Annotated in this window: 21 protein-coding genes; 12 read left to right on the top strand and 9 right to left on the bottom strand. The window is 58.7% G+C overall.

Features of this window, described 5'->3' with window-relative positions:
- Positions 1-25 precede the first annotated feature (25 nt).
- From V6L81_RS21885 to V6L81_RS21875, 3 genes are read left to right on the top strand one after another with little or no spacing between them, the layout of a single operon-like run.
- Positions 26-2,212 carry an FUSC family protein gene (locus V6L81_RS21885; RefSeq protein ID WP_130871997.1) on the top strand — a complete coding sequence of 729 codons (2,187 nt, stop codon included), beginning with the start codon at positions 26-28 and terminating at the stop codon, positions 2,210-2,212.
- Positions 2,202-2,402, top strand: coding sequence for a DUF1656 domain-containing protein (locus V6L81_RS21880; RefSeq protein ID WP_016781859.1), 201 nt, complete (start codon positions 2,202-2,204; stop codon positions 2,400-2,402). Before V6L81_RS21885 ends, V6L81_RS21880 begins: the two co-directional genes overlap by 11 nt.
- A gap of 10 nt (positions 2,403-2,412) precedes the next feature.
- Positions 2,413-3,276 (top strand): HlyD family secretion protein, encoded by an 864-nt coding sequence (locus tag V6L81_RS21875; protein ID WP_016781860.1) that lies wholly within the window; start codon positions 2,413-2,415, stop codon positions 3,274-3,276.
- A gap of 109 nt (positions 3,277-3,385) precedes the next feature.
- On the opposite strand, the gene V6L81_RS21870 is transcribed toward V6L81_RS21875, so the two are convergent.
- Both V6L81_RS21870 and V6L81_RS21865 read right to left on the bottom strand, forming a co-directional pair.
- Complete coding sequence (locus V6L81_RS21870) at positions 3,386-3,781, bottom strand: DUF4440 domain-containing protein (RefSeq protein ID WP_095018217.1); 396 nt, start codon at positions 3,779-3,781, stop codon at positions 3,386-3,388.
- A gap of 13 nt (positions 3,782-3,794) precedes the next feature.
- The gene (locus tag V6L81_RS21865; protein WP_240881672.1) at positions 3,795-5,018 is read right to left on the bottom strand and encodes an MFS transporter; all 1,224 of its coding nucleotides are present in this window, start codon (positions 5,016-5,018) and stop codon (positions 3,795-3,797) included.
- 109 nt (positions 5,019-5,127) lie between these two features.
- On the opposite strand from V6L81_RS21865, the gene V6L81_RS21860 reads away from it, so the two are divergent.
- Positions 5,128-6,012, top strand: coding sequence for a LysR family transcriptional regulator (locus V6L81_RS21860; protein WP_095020543.1), 885 nt, complete (start codon positions 5,128-5,130; stop codon positions 6,010-6,012).
- A 40-nt stretch (positions 6,013-6,052) separates the two neighbouring features.
- Here V6L81_RS21860 and V6L81_RS21855 read toward each other — a convergent pair whose 3' ends face one another.
- From V6L81_RS21855 to yaaA, 3 genes are read right to left on the bottom strand one after another with little or no spacing between them, the layout of a single operon-like run.
- Entirely contained in the window at positions 6,053-6,877 is an 825-nt protein-coding gene (locus V6L81_RS21855; RefSeq protein WP_271351167.1) for an SDR family oxidoreductase, read from the bottom strand.
- A gap of 10 nt (positions 6,878-6,887) precedes the next feature.
- Positions 6,888-7,352, bottom strand: a complete 465-nt coding sequence (locus V6L81_RS21850) for a multidrug transporter (protein ID WP_095001204.1) — start codon at positions 7,350-7,352, stop codon at positions 6,888-6,890.
- A 56-nt stretch (positions 7,353-7,408) separates the two neighbouring features.
- Positions 7,409-8,188: a peroxide stress protein YaaA gene (yaaA, locus tag V6L81_RS21845; protein WP_095001205.1), complete on the bottom strand. Its 780-nt coding sequence runs from the start codon at positions 8,186-8,188 to the stop codon at positions 7,409-7,411.
- 143 nt (positions 8,189-8,331) lie between these two features.
- Here yaaA and V6L81_RS21840 point away from each other — a divergent pair, with 143 nt between their 5' ends.
- Positions 8,332-9,459: a polysaccharide deacetylase family protein gene (locus V6L81_RS21840; RefSeq protein ID WP_095018214.1), complete on the top strand. Its 1,128-nt coding sequence runs from the start codon at positions 8,332-8,334 to the stop codon at positions 9,457-9,459.
- Between the two features lie 47 nt (positions 9,460-9,506).
- Here the strand turns inward: V6L81_RS21840 and V6L81_RS21835 are convergent, their stop codons facing one another.
- Entirely contained in the window at positions 9,507-9,827 is a 321-nt protein-coding gene (locus V6L81_RS21835) for a hypothetical protein (protein WP_095018213.1), read from the bottom strand.
- Positions 9,828-10,392: 565 nt separating this feature from the next.
- Between V6L81_RS21835 and V6L81_RS21830 the strand changes: the two genes are divergently transcribed.
- Together V6L81_RS21830 and V6L81_RS21825 are read left to right on the top strand one after the other, a co-directional pair.
- Positions 10,393-11,787 carry a PhoH family protein gene (locus V6L81_RS21830; RefSeq protein ID WP_095001208.1) on the top strand — a complete coding sequence of 465 codons (1,395 nt, stop codon included), beginning with the start codon at positions 10,393-10,395 and terminating at the stop codon, positions 11,785-11,787.
- A 184-nt stretch (positions 11,788-11,971) separates the two neighbouring features.
- Positions 11,972-12,883: a LysR substrate-binding domain-containing protein gene (locus V6L81_RS21825; RefSeq protein ID WP_095038763.1), complete on the top strand. Its 912-nt coding sequence runs from the start codon at positions 11,972-11,974 to the stop codon at positions 12,881-12,883.
- Here the strand turns inward: V6L81_RS21825 and V6L81_RS21820 are convergent.
- On the bottom strand, positions 12,872-13,318 hold the full coding sequence (locus V6L81_RS21820; protein ID WP_095001210.1) for a DMT family transporter: 447 nt from the start codon (positions 13,316-13,318) through the stop codon (positions 12,872-12,874). The two genes, V6L81_RS21825 and V6L81_RS21820, sit on opposite strands and share 12 nt — an antisense overlap.
- Positions 13,319-13,463: 145 nt before the next feature.
- On the opposite strand from V6L81_RS21820, the gene moaC reads away from it, so the two are divergent.
- Genes moaC through moaE form a run of 3 tightly spaced genes read left to right on the top strand, consistent with a single transcriptional unit; the run spans position 13,464 to position 14,631 of the window.
- A complete protein-coding gene (moaC, locus tag V6L81_RS21815) occupies positions 13,464-13,937 on the top strand; it encodes a cyclic pyranopterin monophosphate synthase MoaC (protein ID WP_095001211.1) in 474 nt (157 codons plus the stop codon).
- Positions 13,934-14,179, top strand: coding sequence for a MoaD/ThiS family protein (locus tag V6L81_RS21810; protein ID WP_095001212.1), 246 nt, complete (start codon positions 13,934-13,936; stop codon positions 14,177-14,179). Before moaC ends, V6L81_RS21810 begins: the two co-directional genes overlap by 4 nt.
- A 2-nt stretch (positions 14,180-14,181) precedes the next feature.
- Positions 14,182-14,631, top strand: coding sequence for a molybdopterin synthase catalytic subunit MoaE (gene moaE, locus V6L81_RS21805; protein ID WP_095001213.1), 450 nt, complete (start codon positions 14,182-14,184; stop codon positions 14,629-14,631).
- Between the two features lie 117 nt (positions 14,632-14,748).
- Here moaE and rhlB read toward each other — a convergent pair whose 3' ends face one another.
- Together rhlB and V6L81_RS21795 are read right to left on the bottom strand one after the other, a co-directional pair.
- Positions 14,749-16,245 (bottom strand): ATP-dependent RNA helicase RhlB, encoded by a 1,497-nt coding sequence (rhlB, locus tag V6L81_RS21800; protein WP_095001214.1) that lies wholly within the window; start codon positions 16,243-16,245, stop codon positions 14,749-14,751.
- Between the two features lie 86 nt (positions 16,246-16,331).
- Positions 16,332-16,988 carry an alpha/beta hydrolase gene (locus tag V6L81_RS21795; RefSeq protein ID WP_095001215.1) on the bottom strand — a complete coding sequence of 219 codons (657 nt, stop codon included), beginning with the start codon at positions 16,986-16,988 and terminating at the stop codon, positions 16,332-16,334.
- 406 nt (positions 16,989-17,394) lie between these two features.
- On the opposite strand from V6L81_RS21795, the gene V6L81_RS21790 reads away from it, so the two are divergent.
- Both V6L81_RS21790 and V6L81_RS21785 read left to right on the top strand, forming a co-directional pair.
- Positions 17,395-18,426, top strand: a complete 1,032-nt coding sequence (locus V6L81_RS21790; protein ID WP_095001216.1) for an amino acid ABC transporter substrate-binding protein — start codon at positions 17,395-17,397, stop codon at positions 18,424-18,426.
- A gap of 65 nt (positions 18,427-18,491) precedes the next feature.
- Positions 18,492-19,673 (top strand): amino acid ABC transporter permease, encoded by a 1,182-nt coding sequence (locus V6L81_RS21785; RefSeq protein ID WP_095001217.1) that lies wholly within the window; start codon positions 18,492-18,494, stop codon positions 19,671-19,673.
- Positions 19,674-19,676 lie beyond the last annotated feature (3 nt).

Below are 19,676 nucleotides of genomic sequence, written 5' to 3'. Positions count from 1 at the left end.
GATGGCTAATTTTGAGAGCCTGTAGATGAACCACTTGCCCGCCCCGGTACGCTGGCTGTATTCCCTGGAATGGCGCCGTGGCTTTTTTGACTGGGCACGCAGCGATGGCGTGACCTGGGTGCATATTTTCAAAGTGCTGGTCGCCGCCTTTCTGACCCTGTGGCTGGCCATGCGCCTTGAGCTGCCGCAACCGCGCACCGCCATGATCACTGTCTTTATCGTGATGCAGCCGCAAAGCGGCCAGGTGTTCGCCAAAAGCTTTTACCGGTTTTTGGGCACCCTGACCGGCTCGGCGGTAATGGTGGCGCTGATCGCCCTGTTCGCGCAGAACACCGTGCTGTTTCTCGGTGCGATGGCGATCTGGGTGGGCATCTGCTCCGCCGGTGCTGCTCGCTGCCGCAACTTCCGTGCTTATGGTTTTGTGCTGGCCGGTTACACCGCTGCAATGGTCGGCCTGCCTGCTCTGGCCCACCCCGATGGCGCCTTTATGGCCGCGGTGTGGCGGGTGCTGGAGATCTCGCTGGGCATTCTCTGCTCCACCGTGGTCAGCGCTGCGATCCTGCCCAAAACGGCTGGCGCAGCAATGCATGACGCGCTGTACAAACGCTTTGGCGTATTTGCCGGTTTTGTTGCCGAAGGCCTGCGTGGCCAGTCCTCCCAGGAGGCCTACGAGGCCAGCAACGTGCGTTTTATCGGTGAAAGCGTGGGCCTGGAAGGCATGCGCAGCGTGACCGTATTTGAAGACCCGCATATGCGTCGTCGCAGTGGCCGCCTGAGTCGTTTGAACAGCGAGTTCATGGCCATTACTACGCGCTTCAATGCCTTGCACCAGTTGCTTGCACGTTTGCGCAGCCGTGGTGTGGTGGACGTAGTGTCGGCCATCGAGCCGGAGCTGGAGATCCTGGCGAAGTTGCTCGACACCTATGCCGGTCGCTCGTTGACGGATAAAGACGCGGCCTTGCTCGCCGAGCAACTGGATGCCTTCAAGGCGAGCCTGCCAGGGCATGTGCGTGCGTTACGGGTCAGGTTTCTGCAAAGCGAACCCAGCCCGTCTGACTTCCTCGACTTCAACACCGCCTACGAGCTGCTGTTCCGCTTTGTCGACGACCTGCACAACTACGCGCTGACCCACGCCTCGCTGGCCGATCACACCCACGAACGGGAGCGTTGGGACCAACCGTTTATTTCGCAGACCAACTGGTGGTCGGCGGCCGCTTCCGGGATTCGGGCAGCGTTTATCCTGGCCGTGCTCGGCACCTACTGGGTGATGACCGCCTGGCCCAGCGGCGCCATGATGACCCTGATCGCCGCCGCCACGGTGGGCTTGTCGGCAGCCACGCCCAACCCCAAACGCATGGCTTTTCAGATGGCCTGCGGGACCTTCCTGGGGGCGTTGATCGGCTTTGTCGAAATGTTTTTCGTGCTGCCTCATATCGACGGTTTCCCGCTGTTGTGTCTGGTGCTGACGCCGGTGATCGTGCTCGGTTCGTTCCTCACGTCGCGGGCCAATTACGCGGGTGTCGGCCTGGGCTTGCTGATCTTTTTCAGCACCGGCTCGGTCCCCGACAACCTGACGATCTATAACCCGTATCAGTTCATTAACGACTACATCGCGATGGTCATGGGCATGCTGGTCTGTGCGGCTGCCGGTGCGATTATCCTGCCGCCCAACAGCCGCTGGTTGTGGAGCCGTCTGGAGCAGGATCTGCGTGAACAGGTGGTGTATGCCATCAGTGGCAAGTTACGTGGTCTGAGCTCCAGCCTGGAAAGCCGTACCCGTGACCTGATGCATCAGGCTTACGGCCTGGCCGCCGGCAAGCCGCAGGTGCAACGCCAATTGCTGCGCTGGATGTTTGTGGTGCTGGAAGTCGGCCACGCAATTATCGAGCTGCGCAAGGAGCAGGCGATCCTGCCGGTTCACCCGGCGTATGCCGAGGCCCAGCCGTGGCGCCAGGCCATCCGGGTCATGGGCCGGGCGCTGGTGCGGCTGTTTATCGCCCCCAGCGAAAGCAACCTGGAGCGCGCGCTGATTGCCGTCGATCACGCCATCAGCCGCGTGCAGTCTACCGACGAACCCTTTGCCCGCAACTTCGATACCTCGGCGTTGGTGCGGGTGCAAAGCTACCTGCATTTTATTCGTACATCACTGCTTGACCCGCAATCGCCGCTGGCCGCTTATGCCCAGCCGCAAGGACTTGAACATGCCTCGTGAAATCGCCTTCCACGGCGTCTACATGCCCACCATGACCCTGATGTTTTTTATCGCGGCGGGGTTGGCATGGGGCTTTGACCGACTGTTTTCCGGCTACGACCTGTACCGCTTCTTCTGGCACCCGGCGCTGCTGCGCCTGAGCCTGTTTGCTTGTCTTTTTGGCGCCATGGCGCTCACTGTTTACCGTTGAGACCGATCCGATGAAAAAGTTCTTCAGCCTGCTTGCCACCTTGCTGGTTTTGGCCCTTGCGATATGGATCGGCCGAACCCTGTGGGAACATTACATGAACACCCCGTGGACCCGTGATGGACGGGTGCGGGCCGATATCATCAACGTCGCGGCCGACGTCAACGGCTATGTGGTCGGCGTGCCGGTCAAGGACAACCAGTTGGTGAAAAAGGGCGACGTGCTGCTGGAAATCGACCCTGAGCACTACGAAATCATGGTCAAGCAAGCCCAGTCGCTGGTGGCCTCCCGCAAGGCAACCTGGGAAATGCGCAAGGTCAACGCCCATCGTCGGGCTGACATGGACAGCCTGGTGATTTCCCGCGAGAACCGTGACGACGCCAGCAACATCGCCGACTCGGCCCTGGCCGACTATCAGCACGCCCTGGCGCAGCTGGACGCGGCGCAGCTCAACCTCAAGCGCACCAAGGTCCTGGCCACGGTCGATGGTTACGTGACCAACCTCAATGTGCATCGCGGCGACTATGCGCGGGTGGGTGATCCGAAAATGGCCGTGATCGACCAGGATTCGTTCTGGGTCTATGGCTTCTTTGAAGAAACCAAACTGCCGCATATCCGCGTGGGCGACAAAGCCGACCTGCAAATGATGAGCGGTGAAGTGTTGAAGGGCCACGTTGAAAGCATCTCGCGCGGTATCTACGACCGCGACAACCCCGAAAGCCGTGAGCTGGTGGCTGACGTTAACCCGACGTTCAACTGGGTGCGTCTGGCCCAGCGGGTACCGGTGCGGATCCATATTGACGAGATCCCCGATGGCTTCCTGCTGGCCGCGGGTACGACCTGTACGGTGATCGTGGATCAGGGCAAGGCCGAGTAAAGTTAATGCGGGAGCGGGCTTGCTCGCGATGGCCTCGACGCGGTTTAACTGAAACACCGCAGTGACGGCATCGCGAGCAAGCCCGCTCCCACAAGCGCGAGGCCGGGGTTCAAGCCGCGCAAAACGTCTCGTGCAAATGCCGCCACAGTATCTTGCCGTCGGCGTCTTTCTCGAATACCACGGTGGCGCGGCGGTCGGTGCGGTTGCCGTTGTGTTCCTCCTGCAGCTCGCGGTAGCTGACTACTGCACCACCTGGATGCAGGGCAATGCCCTTGAACTCGCTGAGGGTGATGTTCAGGCCCGGGCGCGCACCGCGCAGTTGTTCAAACAGTGTTTCTACGCCGTTGGCGTCCAGCACGTTGCCGCTGGGGGCAATCATCGAAAACTGCGGCGAAAACCGCGCCAGCAATACCGGCAGCACGCCGGGTTCCAGACCGGAAAACCAGCCTTCAATTTCGACGTGGGTTTCGCTTACCAGGTCGAAGTAGCGCTTATAGTCACTCATCAAAATCTCCAGGTCAGGGTGCGAGCAAGGCCAGCACGCGGGATGTATCAAGGCGTAGAACGGGAACCAGCGGCACCAGCGTCAATGCACCCCCGATGGCAAAGCATAGGGCAAAGGCGTGGGACGTCGAGGTGATTGCGGTCAATGTACCGAACAGGGCCATCATCAAGGCCGGGCCAAGCAGGAAGCTCAATTGGCGGTTGAGGTTCCACAGTGCACTGGCGTGGCCCATGTGTTCGGGTGCGATATCGATAAAGGCTGTGTTTTGTGCGCTGCTGCTGCACAGGCTGCCACCAAAGCCCATCACGGCGTACAGCGCCATGGGCAAGCCGATGCTGGAGCTATCGATTTGGGGCAGTAACGCAATACCCGCGGCTTGTACGCTCATGCCCAGCAGTAGCAAGGGTTTGGGGCCAAGGCGGTTGAACTGGTAGCGGCTCAGGGTGATGCCCAGTGCTGAAGCCAGAGCCCAGGGCAGCATCAGCATGCCGGTTTGCGTGGCGCTAAAACCCAGTTGGTGCAGGTACAAGATACTCACCAGTTGCGTGCCGATGAAAATGCCGGGGATAAACAGGTAGGTCAGCATTGCCACTTGCAGCAACGGGCTTTTGAACAGGCGGCCCATATTGGCTGCGCCAGCTCGAATGCGCCTGTAAGTCATGGGCAATACGGGCTGCGCAGGCGGGTCGGGTTGCAGCCAGCAGACTGCCAGCAGCAGGGTAAGCAAGGTCAGTGGCAGATTGGCATAAAACACCCAGCGCCAAGTGAGCGCTTCGATCATCCAGCCGCCCAGTGCTGGCGACAGTGCGGGCACTAGCAGCGCCACCAGCAAAATCACTGAGGTCAGTCGGGCCCGGTCGCGGATCGGGAAGTGCCGATAGGCCATAGCCTGACCGACCGGAATCAACAGCCCGCCCCCCAGCCCCTGCAGCAGGCGGTAGCCGATCAGAGCTTCAATTGAGGTCGCTTGGGCCACACACAACGACGCCACGCTGAATAATGTCAGTGAAAGCACAATCAGGCGTTTCTCACCAAACAGTTGGGTTAGCCATACGCTGGGCACAATGACCAGGATCAGGCCAAGCATGTAGGCATTGCCAATCCACGCCAGTTGTGTGACCGAGGCATGCAGCTGCTGGCTGATATCCGGGTAGGCGATCGAGGCTGCGAACATATTCACCAGATCCAGGGCAAATCCCAGCAGATACACCAGCGCGACTTTATTGCGGTAAGCCATGGGTGGCTCCTGTTCAGTAGAGCGCACAGTAAGCAGCTTTGGCTTATGGAGGAACCGTCCGTCTGCTGCTAGATTGTCAAAATTATTTTGACAATTGGCAGGTTTCTCTATGGTCAGCCTCGACCGGTTCGACACCTTCAAGGCCGTGGTCGAAGCAGGCTCCCTTACCGCCGCGGCTGATTTACTGGGGCAAACCCGTGCGGTGGTCAGCTTCAATATCAAGCGTCTAGAGGCTGAGCTGGGCGTGACCCTGCTAACGCGCAACACCCGACGGTTGGCCCTGACTGAGGCGGGTGAGCGCTTTTACCAGCGCTGCCTGAGCATGCTGGAAGAGGCCCGGCTGGCGATTGACGAAGCGCGCAGCGAACACACCGAACTCAAGGGCACGCTGCGCATCACCACCACCGTTGAATATGCCCTGGCCAAGGTGGTGCCGGCGCTGGAGCTCTTCCGTGCCTTGCACCCTGACCTCAACGTCCAGCTGTCGACCTCATCGACCCACGCGGATCTGATCTCCGAGCGTTTTGACGTGGCCTTGCGACTGGGTCGCGTGCTCGACTCCAGCCATCGTGCCGTACAATTGAGCACCTTCGGCATTCTGCCGGTGGCCTCGCCGGCGTTCGTTGCCAGCGTGGTGCCGATAGACAGCGTGCACGCGCTTGAGCAAACGCCGTGGCTGGAGCATGGCCGGGTTGGGGAGTTGACTATTACCGAGGTGAGCAGCGGTGTGGTCCGTCCTTACCAGCCCAACCCCTGCAAGGCGCGCATCAGGGCGGACAATTCATCGGTGTTGCAGGCGTTTGCCCTGACCGGGCAAGGCGTGGCGATCCTGCCCGACTGGCTGATCGAGGAGGATTTGCGCACGGGGCGGCTGGTACATCTGCTGCCCGAATGGCAACTGAGCCGCCAGGGGGTGTACGCGCTCTACCCCGATACACGGCATTTGCCGCTGAAGGTGCGGGTGTTTATCGATTTTATGAAGGCGTATGCATAGGCCAGTGCTATCACCCGTAGCAGCTGCTACATAATGAGTGTCAGGCACGGGTATTGAGGCCGAACCGCTTCATCAGGATTTTTTCCAGTAGGGCAGCGGGCACCAGCGCGGCCAGCAGCGGCAAGGCGCGGCTGCCATTACCGTAACGCAGCAACATCGGTGGCTTGGGTTTCATGACGGCCTTGAATACTGCGTCGGCAAAAGCTGTGGCCGGGGTGGGATTGTCTTGTGAGGCCCTGGCCCTGGCGCGAATACCGTCGCGCATGGGCCACCAGGCGGAGCTCTCGGCAATCAACTGCTCGGCCTGGGCGCTGGCATTTTTCGCGAAGCTGGTATCAATGGCCCCGGGCTGCACTTCCAGCACGCCAATGGCAAAAGGCGCCAGCTCCATGCGCAGGGCATCACTCAAGGCATGTACTGCAGCTTTAGAGGCACAGTAGGCGCCGGCAAACGGGGTGACCAGTACCCCGGAAACACTGCCGATATTGACCACCAGCCCCTTGTTGCGGCGCAGCGCCGGGAACAGCGCGCGGGTAACGCCCACAATGGAAAATACATTGGTTTCAAACTGCTGCTGCAAGCCCTCGACGCCGCCATCGAGCAGGGGGCCCATAGCGCCGAAACCTGCATTGTTTATCAGCACGTCCAGCCCGCCGCCTGCCTGCTCCAGGCGCTCGGCCAATTGCTCCAACCCCTGCGGATCATTGACGTCCAGTTGCACAGCGGCAAACCCCGCCGCAGCCAATAGTGCTACATCCCCAGGCTTGCGGGCGCAGGCCCAGACATCATGCCCCGCCACCTTGAAAGCATCGGCCAGGACGCGGCCAATACCGCTGGAACAACCGGTGATCAAAACACGCAGCATGGGAACATCCTTAATTGGAAAAACTGCCTTGCAGGCGTTCTGCCCGAAACTCGAGGGTTTGCGGGCGATAACCCGTGCGCAGCGGCGGCATCGGCAAGCAGTCCTGCCAGCTTGCCCCTGCTTGCAATTCGCCGGGGCCGCGGTAGCGCGGGGCGGTGTAAAGGTTGTCGGCAAGATTGACGGTGTCGCCCGGTGCATAGGCGGCAATGCGCCAGCCAAGTTCGACCAGTGGTACGTCATTGCTGTTTTTCAGGGTCAGTTGCAGCGGTCGGTCTGCCGGGCATTGGGCAGGGTCATAGACGATGCGCAGTTCCAGACGTGCCAGTTGTGCCGCCTCACGGCTGTCCAGCCACGCCACCGAGGCTGCAACTATCGCCAGCCCCAGTACGGCAGCCAGTGAGACCGGCAAGGCCTTGGCCGGGTAGCGCAACAACAGGACAAGCCAGGTGATGATCAGTAAAACGCCGATAAACATGGCTGGGCCTCTTGCAGGGAATACCTATAACTTACCAGCATGAGGCATGCAGCGGGTCACTGCGGGGCGTGGTCGCGCAAAAACACCAGCAAATCCGGCTTGGACTGCTCGGCGCTGAAGCGATAACCCTGCTCATCAAACTGCTTGAGGTGCTCAGGGTTGTCGATGCGCTCCTTGATCACAAACCGGCTCATCATGCCTCGGGCTTTTTTCGCATAGAAACTGATGATTTTATGCTGGCCGTTTTTCAGGTCCTTGAACTCGGTATTGATGATGCGGGCGTTCAATGCCGACTTTTTTACCGCCGAAAAGTATTCGTTGGATGCCAGATTGAGCAGTACGTCATCGCCTTGTTCGGCCAGGGCCTGGTTGAGCCATTCGCTGATGTGCGTGCCCCAGAACGCGTACAGGTCCTTGCCCCGTGCGTTGGCCAGTTTGGTGCCCATTTCCAGGCGATACGGCATCATCAGGTCCAGCGGACGCAGCAGGCCGTAGAGCCCCGAGAGCATGCGCAGGTGGCTTTGCGCATAGTCGAAGTCGGCCTCGCTGAAGTCCACGGCATTGAGGCCGGTGTAGACATCGCCCTTGAACGCCAGCAGTGCCTGCTTGGCATTGGCGGGGGTAAAGGCGGGCGTCCAGCTGCCAAAGCGCGCCGCGTTGAGGCCCGACAGCTTGTCGGATAAATGCATCAGCTCGCCAATCTGTTGCGGGCTCAGTTCGCGCAATTGTTCGATCAATTCCTGGGAATGGTCCAGGTACTGGGGCTGGGTGAAACGTGCTGTGGCGGGCGGCGTTTCATAATCGAGGGTTTTAGCGGGTGAAATCACCATCAGCATGGGGTTGTCTCCTTTTAGCGTCGGGGGATTCTAGGCGTTGGCGCAGTTTGACTCCACCTATGAACGCGATAGATCCCCCAACGCCTGCGGGGTCGGGCACTGGTCGGGTTATAGTGCAGTCAGTTTTTACAGGGGGTTGATCAGTGCGCATTGCTCTTTTCTTGTGGGTCTGGCTGGTGTGTGCCGGGGCGGTGGCGGCACCTGTCGAGCCCGCGACGCTGGATCGCAGCACATGGCCCGAACAATTGACCAGCCCGGCCTTGTTCGATGTTGCCTCGCGTGCCGAAATACTCGCTTTTGCCCATGCCTTGATGGTCAGCGAAGCGCTGGATGAAAGCGCCCTGAAACAGCGGTTGGGTCTGAAAATAATCAATGTTGAGGCAATAGATGCTCTGCGCCAGCGGATGTGGCAGCGGTTACTGACCAACTACAACCTGGCGCAGCAAAGTTGCGATCAGGATGCTTCGTTCTGCTATTACGTCGATGACATGGACAGTCTGCGTGAGCAGGCGGGCAAGTTCGCAATCGCCGATGACTCGTTTTATGTGGCCTGGGCCGAGCCCGGCCGTGAGTTTCACCAGCGCTACCTGGATGAGCAATTACGCATGGCGGCGCTGCTCCCGCAAATCAGCAGTGAAATCGCTCTGTTGGGCGACCAGGAAGTCAACGGCGAGACGATGCACGACCGGCTGTTTTTGTTGACCTTCGACAGCGGCCCCACGCAATTGCCGGGCACTACTGACTGGCTGACCGGGTACCTGCGCAAGCAATCCATCAGCGGGATTTTTTTCGTGCTGGGTAACAGCTTGCAGGTGCGTCTCGACAAGGAAGGCGCGCTGGCCTTGCAGGCGCTCTACAAGGGACAGTGTGTGGGCGTGCAGGGCTGGGAGTACCGTTCCCACAGTCACTGGAAAGACTGGCAGGACTCTATTGCGCGTAGCGCCGCCCTGGTCAATCAGGTTGTGCCGCAGCGCTACGTGCCTCTGTTTCGCCCGCCCTACGGGCAGCGCCGGGCCGACAGCGGCGGTTTTTTTGAGGCTCAGGGCATGCGGGTGGCCTTGTGGGGCATCGATGCCCAGGACTTGGCGACGAGCTTGAACGGCGAGCAGTCAGCCCATCGAGTATTGACCCTGATGCTGCTTTGGCGGCATGGGGTGATTGCGTTTCATGACACCCAGGACAAGGTGCGTACGGCATTACCCTGGCTGATGAACGCTACCTCACAAAGTGGATTGGGCTGGGAAAGTTGTGAAGCGCTCGGTGAGCGCTAGACCATTCTTCCTGGCCCGCCGGCTTCGATGGGCCAGGAGTCACGGCGTTACAGCAGGCGCAGTGCCAGATGGCTGCCAGCGCGCAGGTATTCAACCTGGGCGGTGATTGCATCCTTGACGATGGCTTCACCGGTATCGGTCAGCTTGGCGTTCTTGGCATCGATTACTGCCAGTTGCAGCAATTGCATGGCGACATCCATGGCCTTTTGAAAAGCGGTCGTATTGTTGTGATGGCCAAAGTGCTCAATGATCCTTTCCATTCTTTCATCAGCATTGTCGCGCAGCTGTTCGTACTCGGTAAACGAAACGCTGCCGTCCTTGTAAATATCGAGCAGCAATTGTTCCAGTGTTTTGGAGATGGGAGTCATACAGTCATCCTTTCGCAGTAACGCGGTCGCGGTATTTATTCGTCACCTGAAGAGGGGTGCGTCAGTACCGTGACCTCGTGCATTAATGAAGGTGTTGCGCGGAGTTGAATCAGAAAATCACCACGGAAGTGACGGTTAGCGGACTCAGTACCAGCTGCAGCTTAATGCGGGCGAAAAGATGCTGGCGCAGGGTTTGTCCTGGATCTATGTAGGAATTAACTGGCTTTAATGAAGGGGTGTCGAATTCAGGTTTGAGCGCTGCTCACTGCCGCGACAGAGGAAGAATAGGTTGATTGCAGCGTTTTTTAATATCGGTAGATCTATTAGCTTAGTTGCGGTCCCGGAATGCGCCAAGGGTTGTTCGTCATTCAAAAAATAAAGTGCTGGAATGTGAAAAAACATTTTTTTTGTCACACATTTAGGAGTATTACGAAGACAGACGGCCGAAACCTGCGAAACAGGTGGCGTCTTCCAGGACGCCATCGGGCAGGGTATACGGCAGTCACTTCGAGGCGCAGCACTGTTGCGGTATTGCGTCGAATGGCTCCCACAAAGGTGACCGAGTATGGATGATCACGGACGCACTCCTTCTTCCAACCAGCCAATCCTTTATGTACTCGATACCAATGTTCTGATTCACGATCCAAACGCAATGCTTAACTTCGAGGAACACCACGTCGCGATCCCGATGACGGTGCTCGAAGAGCTCGACAAGCTCAAAACCGGCAAATTACTGGTGGCAGCCGAGTGCCGTCAGGCCATTCGCCTCATTGACCAGTTGCTGGGGGTTGCCACCCCCGATGACGTCGAAAAAGGTGTGCCGATCCAGCGCGGCAAAGGCGCACCTAAGGGCTTCCTGTCGATCATGATGAGCAAGCGCCGCGAGCCCAACGCGTTGCTGCCCGAAAACCTCAACGACAACATCATCATCAACCAGTTGATCGACTTGCACGCCCGTGAGCCGCAATTGCGCGTGGTGCTGGTCACCAAAGACATCAACATGCGCCTGAAGGCCCGGGCTTGCGGGATCGAGTCCGAGGATTACAGTACCGACCAGCTGGTTGACGACGTGTCGATGCTCTCGCGCGGCTATCACACCATGACCGGTTCGTTCTGGGACCGCGTCAACAAGGTCGAAACCCGCCAGGGGCATGGCCGTACCTGGCATCAGGTGCAAATGAACGAAAACCTGCCGGCGGTGCATATCAATGAATTCATCATTGATGAGCAGGGCTTTGTCGGCTGGATCAAGGAGGTGCGCAAGGATCAGTTGCTGATCCTCGACATGCATCAGGAACCGCTGCTGCACCAGGAAGCCTGGGGCCTCAAACCGCGGGATATTTACCAGGGGCTGGCGCTGTTTGCTTTGCTCGACCCGGACATTCACCTGGTCAACCTGTCGGGTGCGGCGGGATCGGGCAAGACCATTCTTGCGCTGGCGGCAGCGATTGAACAAACCATGGTCAGCAAACGCTACCGGCGGATTATCTGTACCCGCAGCGTGCAGGGCCTGGACCAGGAAATCGGCTTCTTGCCGGGCACCGAAGCCGAAAAAATGGAGCCTTGGCTGGGTGCCATTACTGACAACCTCGAAGCTCTGCACATGGATGATGAAAATACCCACGGCAGCGTCGACTACATTCTGAGCAAGGTGCCGTTGCAGTTCAAATCCCTGAACTACATCCGCGGTCGCAGTTTCCAGCAGAGCCTGATCCTGATCGATGAGTGCCAGAACCTGACACCGCACCAGATGAAAACCATCATTACCCGTGCCGGTGCCGGTTCCAAAGTGGTGTGCCTGGGTAACCTGGCACAGATCGATACCCCCTACCTGTCGGCCACCAGTTCGGGGCTGACCTACCTGACGGAGCGTTTCAAAGATTTCCCCAACGGTGTGCATATAGCCCTGCAAGGGGTGCCTCGCTCGATTCTGGCGGAATACGCCGAGTCACATTTGTAACTTGCCTGAAGGTGGGAGCGGGCTTGCTCGCGATGAAGATGACGCGGTATCCCAGATACACCGCGCCACTTTCATCGCGAGCAAGCCCGCTCCCACTGGCGTTTTGGCTTCATGTAAGCTGACGGCGGTTGCGCGCATGGATCATGCAGCGTTGCCCTGGAGTTGGCCAAGACAGGAGCGTCAGGTGTTACTGCGTAATATCGATTTGAATCTGCTGGTGGTGCTCGATGCGCTGCTCACGGAAAAACACGTAACCCGCACCGGTGTTCGTTTGCATTTGAGCCAGCCCGCCATCAGCCACTCACTGAACAAACTCAGGGTGCTGCTTGATGACCCGTTGCTGATCCGTCAGGGCAACGAGGTGGTGCTGAGCGTGATGGCGCAAAATCTCCAGGCGCCGCTCAAGGCCATCCTGGGACAGGTCGAAACGCTGCTCGGTCAGTCCATCGACTTTGTGCCGGCAGAATCACAGCGCACCTTTCGCCTGGCCATGTCCGATTACGGCGCGACCATCGTGTTGCCAAAACTGCTGGTGCTGCTGCGCGAGCAAGCACCGGACACTTCGCTGGTGATCATCCAGGACAGCCGCCTGGGCATGCTGGAGCAGATCGAGCAGGGCAAGATCGATCTGGCCGTTGGGGTTTTCCCCACGATGCCAGCAGATATCTGCAGCGATGTATTGTTTGAAGAAACCTTTACCTGCCTGCTCAATCGTCGTTCGCTCCCGGACAATGGCGTGCTCGATCTGGACAGCTATCTGGCGCGCCCGCACCTGCTGGTGTCGACGGATGGCAATACCCAGGGTGAGGTCGATAACGTGTTGCACGCCCGGGGGTTGCAGCGCCGGGTTGCGGTCAATGTGCCGCACTGGGGCACGGCACCGGGGATGATTACCGACACCGACCTGATTCTTACTGTGGCCACCCGTACCCTGGACAATCTGTCATTCGGCGACAGCCTGGTGGCACTGCCGCCTCCCATGACGATAGCGCCGTTCAACTATGTGCAGGTCTGGCATCAGCGTTTCAACGAAGACCCGGCTCATCGCTGGCTGCGGGATCTGGTCAGGCAAGTGAGTGCGCCTTCAGCCGCGTGAAGCGATGACAAAACCTGCCAGCACCACGCTGACCCCGAGCAGTTTTTGCAGGCTGGGGGTGTTTCTTGGCAAACCCAGCAAGCCGAAGTAATCGATCAGCAGTGAACTGATCAACTGGCCCACCACCACCGCCATGATGAAGTTCAGCGCCCCCAGGCGCGGCACGCTGATCAGCGCCACGGTGATGTAAAACACCCCGGCCAGCCCGCCGAGCCAGATCCACCAGGGGCCGGTGAGCAGGGCCGCGAGATTGGGGCGGGGCACTTTGACAATCAGCATTACCAGCGCAATCGCCAGGCCGCTGATCAGTAATGAGATCACGGTGGCCCAAAAGGGATGGCCCAGCACCACGCCCAATCGAGCGTTACTGCCCGCTTGCAGGGGCACCGCAGCACCCGCCAGCAGGCTCAGGGCAATGGCAATAAAAAGTGGCATAGGTATGACTCCAAAGTTTCGACCTTTGTACGGCGATTGCCTGCGGGCGGCCAATTCCATGTTCTGATGCGCGGTATTCGCGGGGTCGATGGCCTTAAGCTGACCCTCGGGTTTACAATCGATACTCCTCTCTGGAGTACCCCCTGTGCTGACTCACTTAGATTCCCAAGGCCGCGCCAACATGGTCGATGTCACCGACAAAGCGGTGACCTCCCGTGAGGCTGTGGCACAAGCGGTGGTGCGCATGCGCCCTGAAACCCTGGACATGATCATCAGTGGCGGTCACCCCAAGGGTGATGTGTTTGCCGTGGCGCGGATTGCCGGGATCCAGGCAGCGAAGAAAACCTCGGACCTGATCCCTTTGTGCCATCCGTTGATGCTCACCAGCGTCAAGGTTGAGCTCAGTGCCCAAGGCAGCGACGCGGTATTGATCGTGGCGCGCTGCAAGCTGTCCGGGCAGACCGGCGTCGAAATGGAAGCCCTGACCGCCGCCAGCGTTGCAGCCCTGACTATTTACGACATGTGCAAGGCGGTCGATCGCGGCATGACCATCGAAGGTGTGCGCGTACTGGAAAAGCTCGGCGGCAAGAGCGGGCACTTTCAGGCGGATGCGTCATGAAGCTCAAAGTGGTTTTCTTTGCCCGCTATCGCGAGGTTCTGGGGCTGGATAGTGAGGCAGTGGAGGGCGGGTTCGTCTCCATTGAGCAGTTGCGCGCGCACCTGACGCAACGCGGTGGTGCCTGGCAGGTGCTGGCCGAGCCCAACCTGATGTGTGCGCGCAATGAAGAACTGTGCAAGCTCGCCGAACCCCTGGCGGACGGCGACGAAGTGGCATTTTTTCCGCCCGTGACCGGAGGCTGAACATGGCGATTCGGGTGCAAGCGGCGGCCTTTGATCCTGGCGCTGAAGTCAATGCACTGCATGCCGCGAATCTGGGCGTGGGCGCAGTGGTGAGTTTTGTCGGTTATGTGCGCGACTTCAATGACGGCCGTGACGTGGCGGGGATGTTCCTGGAGCATTATCCGGGCATGACCGAGAAAGCCCTGGGCAAAATTATTGATGAAGCTGCGCAGCGCTGGCCGCTGCTCAAGCTTGAAGTGCTGCACCGTATTGGCCTGCTGGAGCCGGGAGAGCCGATTGTGTTTGTTGGCGTAGCCAGTGCTCACCGTCAGGCCGCTTTCGATGCCTGCAGTTTTGTGATGGATTATCTGAAAACCCGCGCCCCGTTCTGGAAAAAAGAACAGACCCCCTCAGGCCCGCGATGGGTGGAGGGGCGGGTGAGCGATGAAGTGGCGGCGCAGCGCTGGAAGTAATCAAGCCCTGTAGCCGCTGCCGCAGGCTGCGATAAGGGCCGCAGGCCCTTCAAAAAGCGGGGCCGCTTCGCAGCCCATCGCAGCCTCGTGCCTCGGCAGCGGCTACAGATTTGCGTATCAGGCCGTTGCAGTCGGGTCCTGCGGCTTGCGCACAGCGCGTACGACAGGGCGCAGCAGCTCGGCTGGTGGCGTTTCGCAGCTGATTTTACGACCTAGCAGGGCTTCGATCGACGGCAACTGGTACGAGTCGTCTTCACCGGCAAAACTGATCGATACACCGCTGGCGCCAGCACGGCCGGTACGGCCAATACGGTGTACATAGTCGTCCGGCACTTCAGGCAGGGTGAAGTTGATCACGTGGCTGATGCCATCAATGTGGATGCCACGACCTGCAACGTCGGTAGCTACCAGCACGCGGATCTTGCCTTCGCGGAAGCCTTCCAGGGTCTTGATACGTTTGTGCTGCGGTACATCCCCCGACAGTTGCGCCGCGTTGATACCGTCACGTACCAGGCGCTCTTCGATGCGGCGCACTTCGTCCTTGCGGTTGGCAAATACGATCACCCGTTCCCAGCCATTGTCGTTGACCAGGTTGAACAACAGCTTGTACTTGTCGGCACCGGCGACGGCATAGACGTGCTGCTCAACCATGTCACTGGCGACGTTGACCGCTTCGATCTCGACGATGGCAGGGTCTGTGGTCCATTGCTTGGCCAGGTTCATCACGTCCTCGGTAAAGGTCGCGGAGAACAGCAGCGTCTGACGTTCGGCTTTTGGTGGCGTTTGACGAATGATCTGGCGTACTTGCGGGATGAAGCCCATGTCCAGCATGCGGTCGGCTTCGTCGAGCACCATCACTTCGACCATGTCCAGATGCACTTCGCCGCGCTGGTTGAAGTCCAGCAGACGGCCCGGTGTGGCCACCAGAATGTCGCAATGGCGGGCTTCAAGCTGCTTGAGTTGCTTGTCGAAGTCCATGCCGCCCACGAATGTCATGACATTGAGGTCGGTGTACTTGGTCAGGTCGGCCGCGTCCTTGGCGATCTGCACCACCAGCTCACGGGTCGGCGCGATGATCAGAGCGCGTGGTTCGCCCATGTAACGCTCTTTTGGCGGCGGCGTCTGGGTCAACTGGCTAATGATCGAGATCAGGAACGCAGCCGTCTTGCCCGTACCGGTCTGGGCACGGCCAATAGCGTCACGCCCGCTCAAGGTATAGCCCAGTACGCCTGCCTGGATCGGCGTGCAGTACGGGAAACCAAGGTCCTGGATGGCGTGCATCAGCTCGGGGGCGAGCTTGAAATCGTGAAAGCGGACTTTGCCTTCTTGTGGCTCGACGGCGAAGTCTTCGAGTTTCCAGGGAATGACCGGTGGCTTGGGGGCCGCCTCACGCCGTGGCTTGGCAATTTTGGGTTTTTCGATACGCGGTTGTTCAGCAGCGGATTGTGCGTCGGGAGTGTTCACCGGCTCAGGGGCTGGAACAGGAGCAGAACGGCCAGGTTGTTGCGCGTCGGTTCGCGCTCTGGCGTTGCCTGGAGGTGTAACGGAAGCTGGCGCGAGCGGCTCAGCCTCGCTTTTACCGAATATTTTTTTAAGTGCTTTGAGCACGGTCATCTCATCAGTTGGTTAAGGAGTATACGCCGGGCAGTGTAATGCAAGTCGGGCGCTCGGCGTGTAGTGAACGACGGGATGTTTCGGTTTTAGCTCAGATGTTTCGTCAGCCAGGTACCGATATCGCTTATTTCCTCTGGTAACACTTCATGGCCCATTGGGTACTCCTGCCATGTAACGGACACACCTGCGGCTTTCAAATGCTCATAAGCCGTACGGCCCATAGCGTTTTGGACTACATCATCGTACTGCCCGTGCAGGCACAAAGCCGGGATTCGCTGCTGGCTGGCCGACAATGGCAGGCCTTCGTTGAAGGTTGGCGCATAGGTTGAAAGGGCAATAACGCCACCCAGTGGGCCCTGCCATTTCAAATAAGCGGTATGGAAAACCACGGCGCCACCTTGTGAAAACCCGGCCAGAAAAATCCGGCTGGCGTCGATACCGCTCTGGCGCTGGGCTTCGATCAAGGCAATGACCATGTCGGCCGACTCTTCGAGCTCTTCTTCACTGATCGAGCGGGCAGGACTCATGGCCTTGATGTCGTACCAGCTAGGCATGGCATAGCCGCCATTGATGGTCACGGCGCGGGTTGGAGCCTGCGGCAATACAAAGCGCGTGGTCAGCAACGACTGTTGCAGGATCTCAGCCACCGGCATGAAGTCATAACGGTCGGCACCCAGACCGTGGAGCCAGATAACACAGGCGTCTGCGGTTTTTTGAGGCTGGATGATCAGGGGTTGGGTCATGGCTGCTCCATCGTTGTGCATGTGCGCAAATCGGGTGCGCTACAAGTGTGCTTGATCGACTAAGGATTACAGAATATGTCGCGTGCTTGAACGTTTTTTCCTGCATTACCTACTGAACTTACTTAGGGGCCAAGAGTGGTACGCGCCTTGCTATGTGGACAGTGGCGTGAATGCGCCCCCTTTGGACGGTAACACTAACAGGGGGGGCTGCAAAAATCCCGAGGTTGGAGTTAGACAAGGAATTCAACAGCTCAAGTGAGCGCTTCAGTTTGACGGTTCGTGCGATGCACCCATCGCTCAAGGCTTATGCCGCTTGACCCAATAAAAAGCCAACATGGGTCAACAGTGCCTCACAAGGGGGCGGCGGGCCTTGTTCAAACACAAAAAAGCAGCACTGGAGGTTTGAATGAAGCAATTGAAATCCACCCTGGCTTTGGCCACAGCAGCCATCGTGTTACTCAGTGCCAGCGGTTTTGCCCACGCAGGCGCGACCCTGGACAGTGTCAAGAAGAAAGGTTTTGTGCAATGTGGCGTGAGTGACGGTTTACCGGGCTTTTCGGTACCGGATAAAGACGGCAAGATCATGGGGATCGATGCGGATGTCTGTCGTGCAGTGGCCGCCGCAGTGTTTGGCGATGCTACCAAGGTCAAGTTCAGCCAGTTGAACGCCAAGGAGCGTTTCACCGCGCTGCAATCGGGCGAAGTCGATGTGTTGTCGCGCAATACCACCTGGACCAGTTCCCGTGATGCGGGCATGGGCATGGTGTTCGCGGGCGTGACCTATTACGACGGCGTCGGCTTTTTGGTCAACAACAAGCTGGGGGTAAAAAGTGCCAAGGAACTGGACGGTGCAACCATCTGTATCCAGGCCGGCACGACTACCGAGCTGAATGTGTCGGATTACTTCCGCGCCAATAACCTCAAGTACACCCCGATCACCTTCGACACCTCTGATGAAAGCGCCAAGTCTCTGGAAAGCGGCCGTTGCGACGTGTTGACCTCCGACAAGTCCCAGTTGTACGCACAGCGTAGCAAGCTGGCCAACCCGAGCGACTATGTCGTATTGCCTGAAACCATCTCCAAGGAGCCTCTGGGGCCTGTCGTGCGCAAGGGCGACGAAGACTGGTTCAGCATTGTGAAGTGGACCCTGTTCGCCATGCTCAATGCTGAAGAAGCCGGCATCACCTCGAAAAACGTTGTGGCTGAAGCCAAATCCACCAAAAACCCGGATGTCGCCCGCTTGCTGGGTGCTGACGGCGAATACGGTAAAGACCTGAAACTGCCAAAAGACTGGGTGGTGCAGATTGTCAGCCAGGTGGGTAACTACGGTGAAGTCTTCGAGAAAAACCTCGGTAAAAACACGCCTCTGGCCATCGACCGCGGGCTGAACGCTCTGTGGAATAACGGCGGCATTCAATACGCACCCCCTGTGCGCTGATAGCCCTTTCATCCGGCAGGCCAACTGCCGGGTGATGTTGTCTGATCCATTGTTAGGGGCACTTCATGCAAATTAAAGTCGGCGCACCCAAGCCCAGGCTCAGCCTCGGCGATCCACGTGTGCGTGCGTGGTTATTTCAGATCGTCACCGTCGCGCTGGTGGTCTTTATGGGCTGGTATCTGTTCAACAATACCCAGACCAACCTGCAACATCGCGGCATTACTTCGGGTTTTGACTTTCTGGAGCGCAGTGCCGGGTTTGGCATTGCGCAGCATTTGATTGATTACACCGAGTCCGACAGTTATGCGCGGGTCTTTCTGATCGGGTTGCTCAACACCTTGCTGGTGTCCGTGATCGGTATCGTCCTGGCGACGATCCTGGGGTTTATCATCGGCGTGGCACGCCTGTCGTCGAACTGGATGATCAGCAAGCTGGCAACGGTGTATGTGGAGATCTTTCGCAATATCCCGCCATTGCTGCAAATCCTGTTCTGGTACTTCGCGGTCTTCCTGACCATGCCAGGGCCACGCAACAGCCATAACTTTGCCAACACCTTCTATATGAGCAGCCGTGGCCTGAACATGCCGGCCGCAGTGGGTACGGATGCCTTCTGGCCGTTTGTGGCCAGTGTGGTGCTGGCTATCGTGGCCGTGGTGCTGATGGTCCGTCGGGCCAACAAGCGCTTTGAAGACACCGGCGAGCCATTTCACAAGTTCTGGGTCGGGCTGTTCTTGCTGCTGGCGATTCCTGGCCTGTGCGTGTTGCTGTTCGGTACCCCGGTGCACTGGGAGATGCCACAGCTCAAGGGCTTCAACTTTGTCGGTGGCTGGGTGCTGATCCCGGAACTGTTGGCGCTGACCATTGCGTTGACGGTGTACACCGCGGCTTTTATTGCCGAAATCGTACGGTCGGGGATCAAGTCCGTCAGTCACGGTCAGACCGAAGCCGCCCGCTCGCTGGGGCTGCGCCCGGGGCCGACGCTGCGCAAGGTAATCATCCCGCAAGCGCTGCGGGTGATCATTCCGCCTTTGACCAGCCAATACCTGAACCTGGTGAAAAACTCGTCGCTGGCGGCGGGCATCGGTTATCCGGAAATGGTTTCACTGTTTGCCGGCACGGTCCTCAACCAGACCGGGCAAGCGATTGAAGTCATTGCCATCACCATGAGCGTGTACCTGGCCATCAGCATCAGCATTTCGCTGCTGATGAATTGGTACAACACGCGCATTGCGCTGATCGAGCGATGAGGA

It is taken from the genome of Pseudomonas bubulae (assembly GCF_037023725.1).
GTDB classification, from domain to species: Bacteria; Pseudomonadota; Gammaproteobacteria; order Pseudomonadales; family Pseudomonadaceae; genus Aquipseudomonas; species Aquipseudomonas bubulae.
Note: the sequence above shows the minus strand (reverse complement) of the source record. Positions and strands in the feature narration are given on the sequence as shown.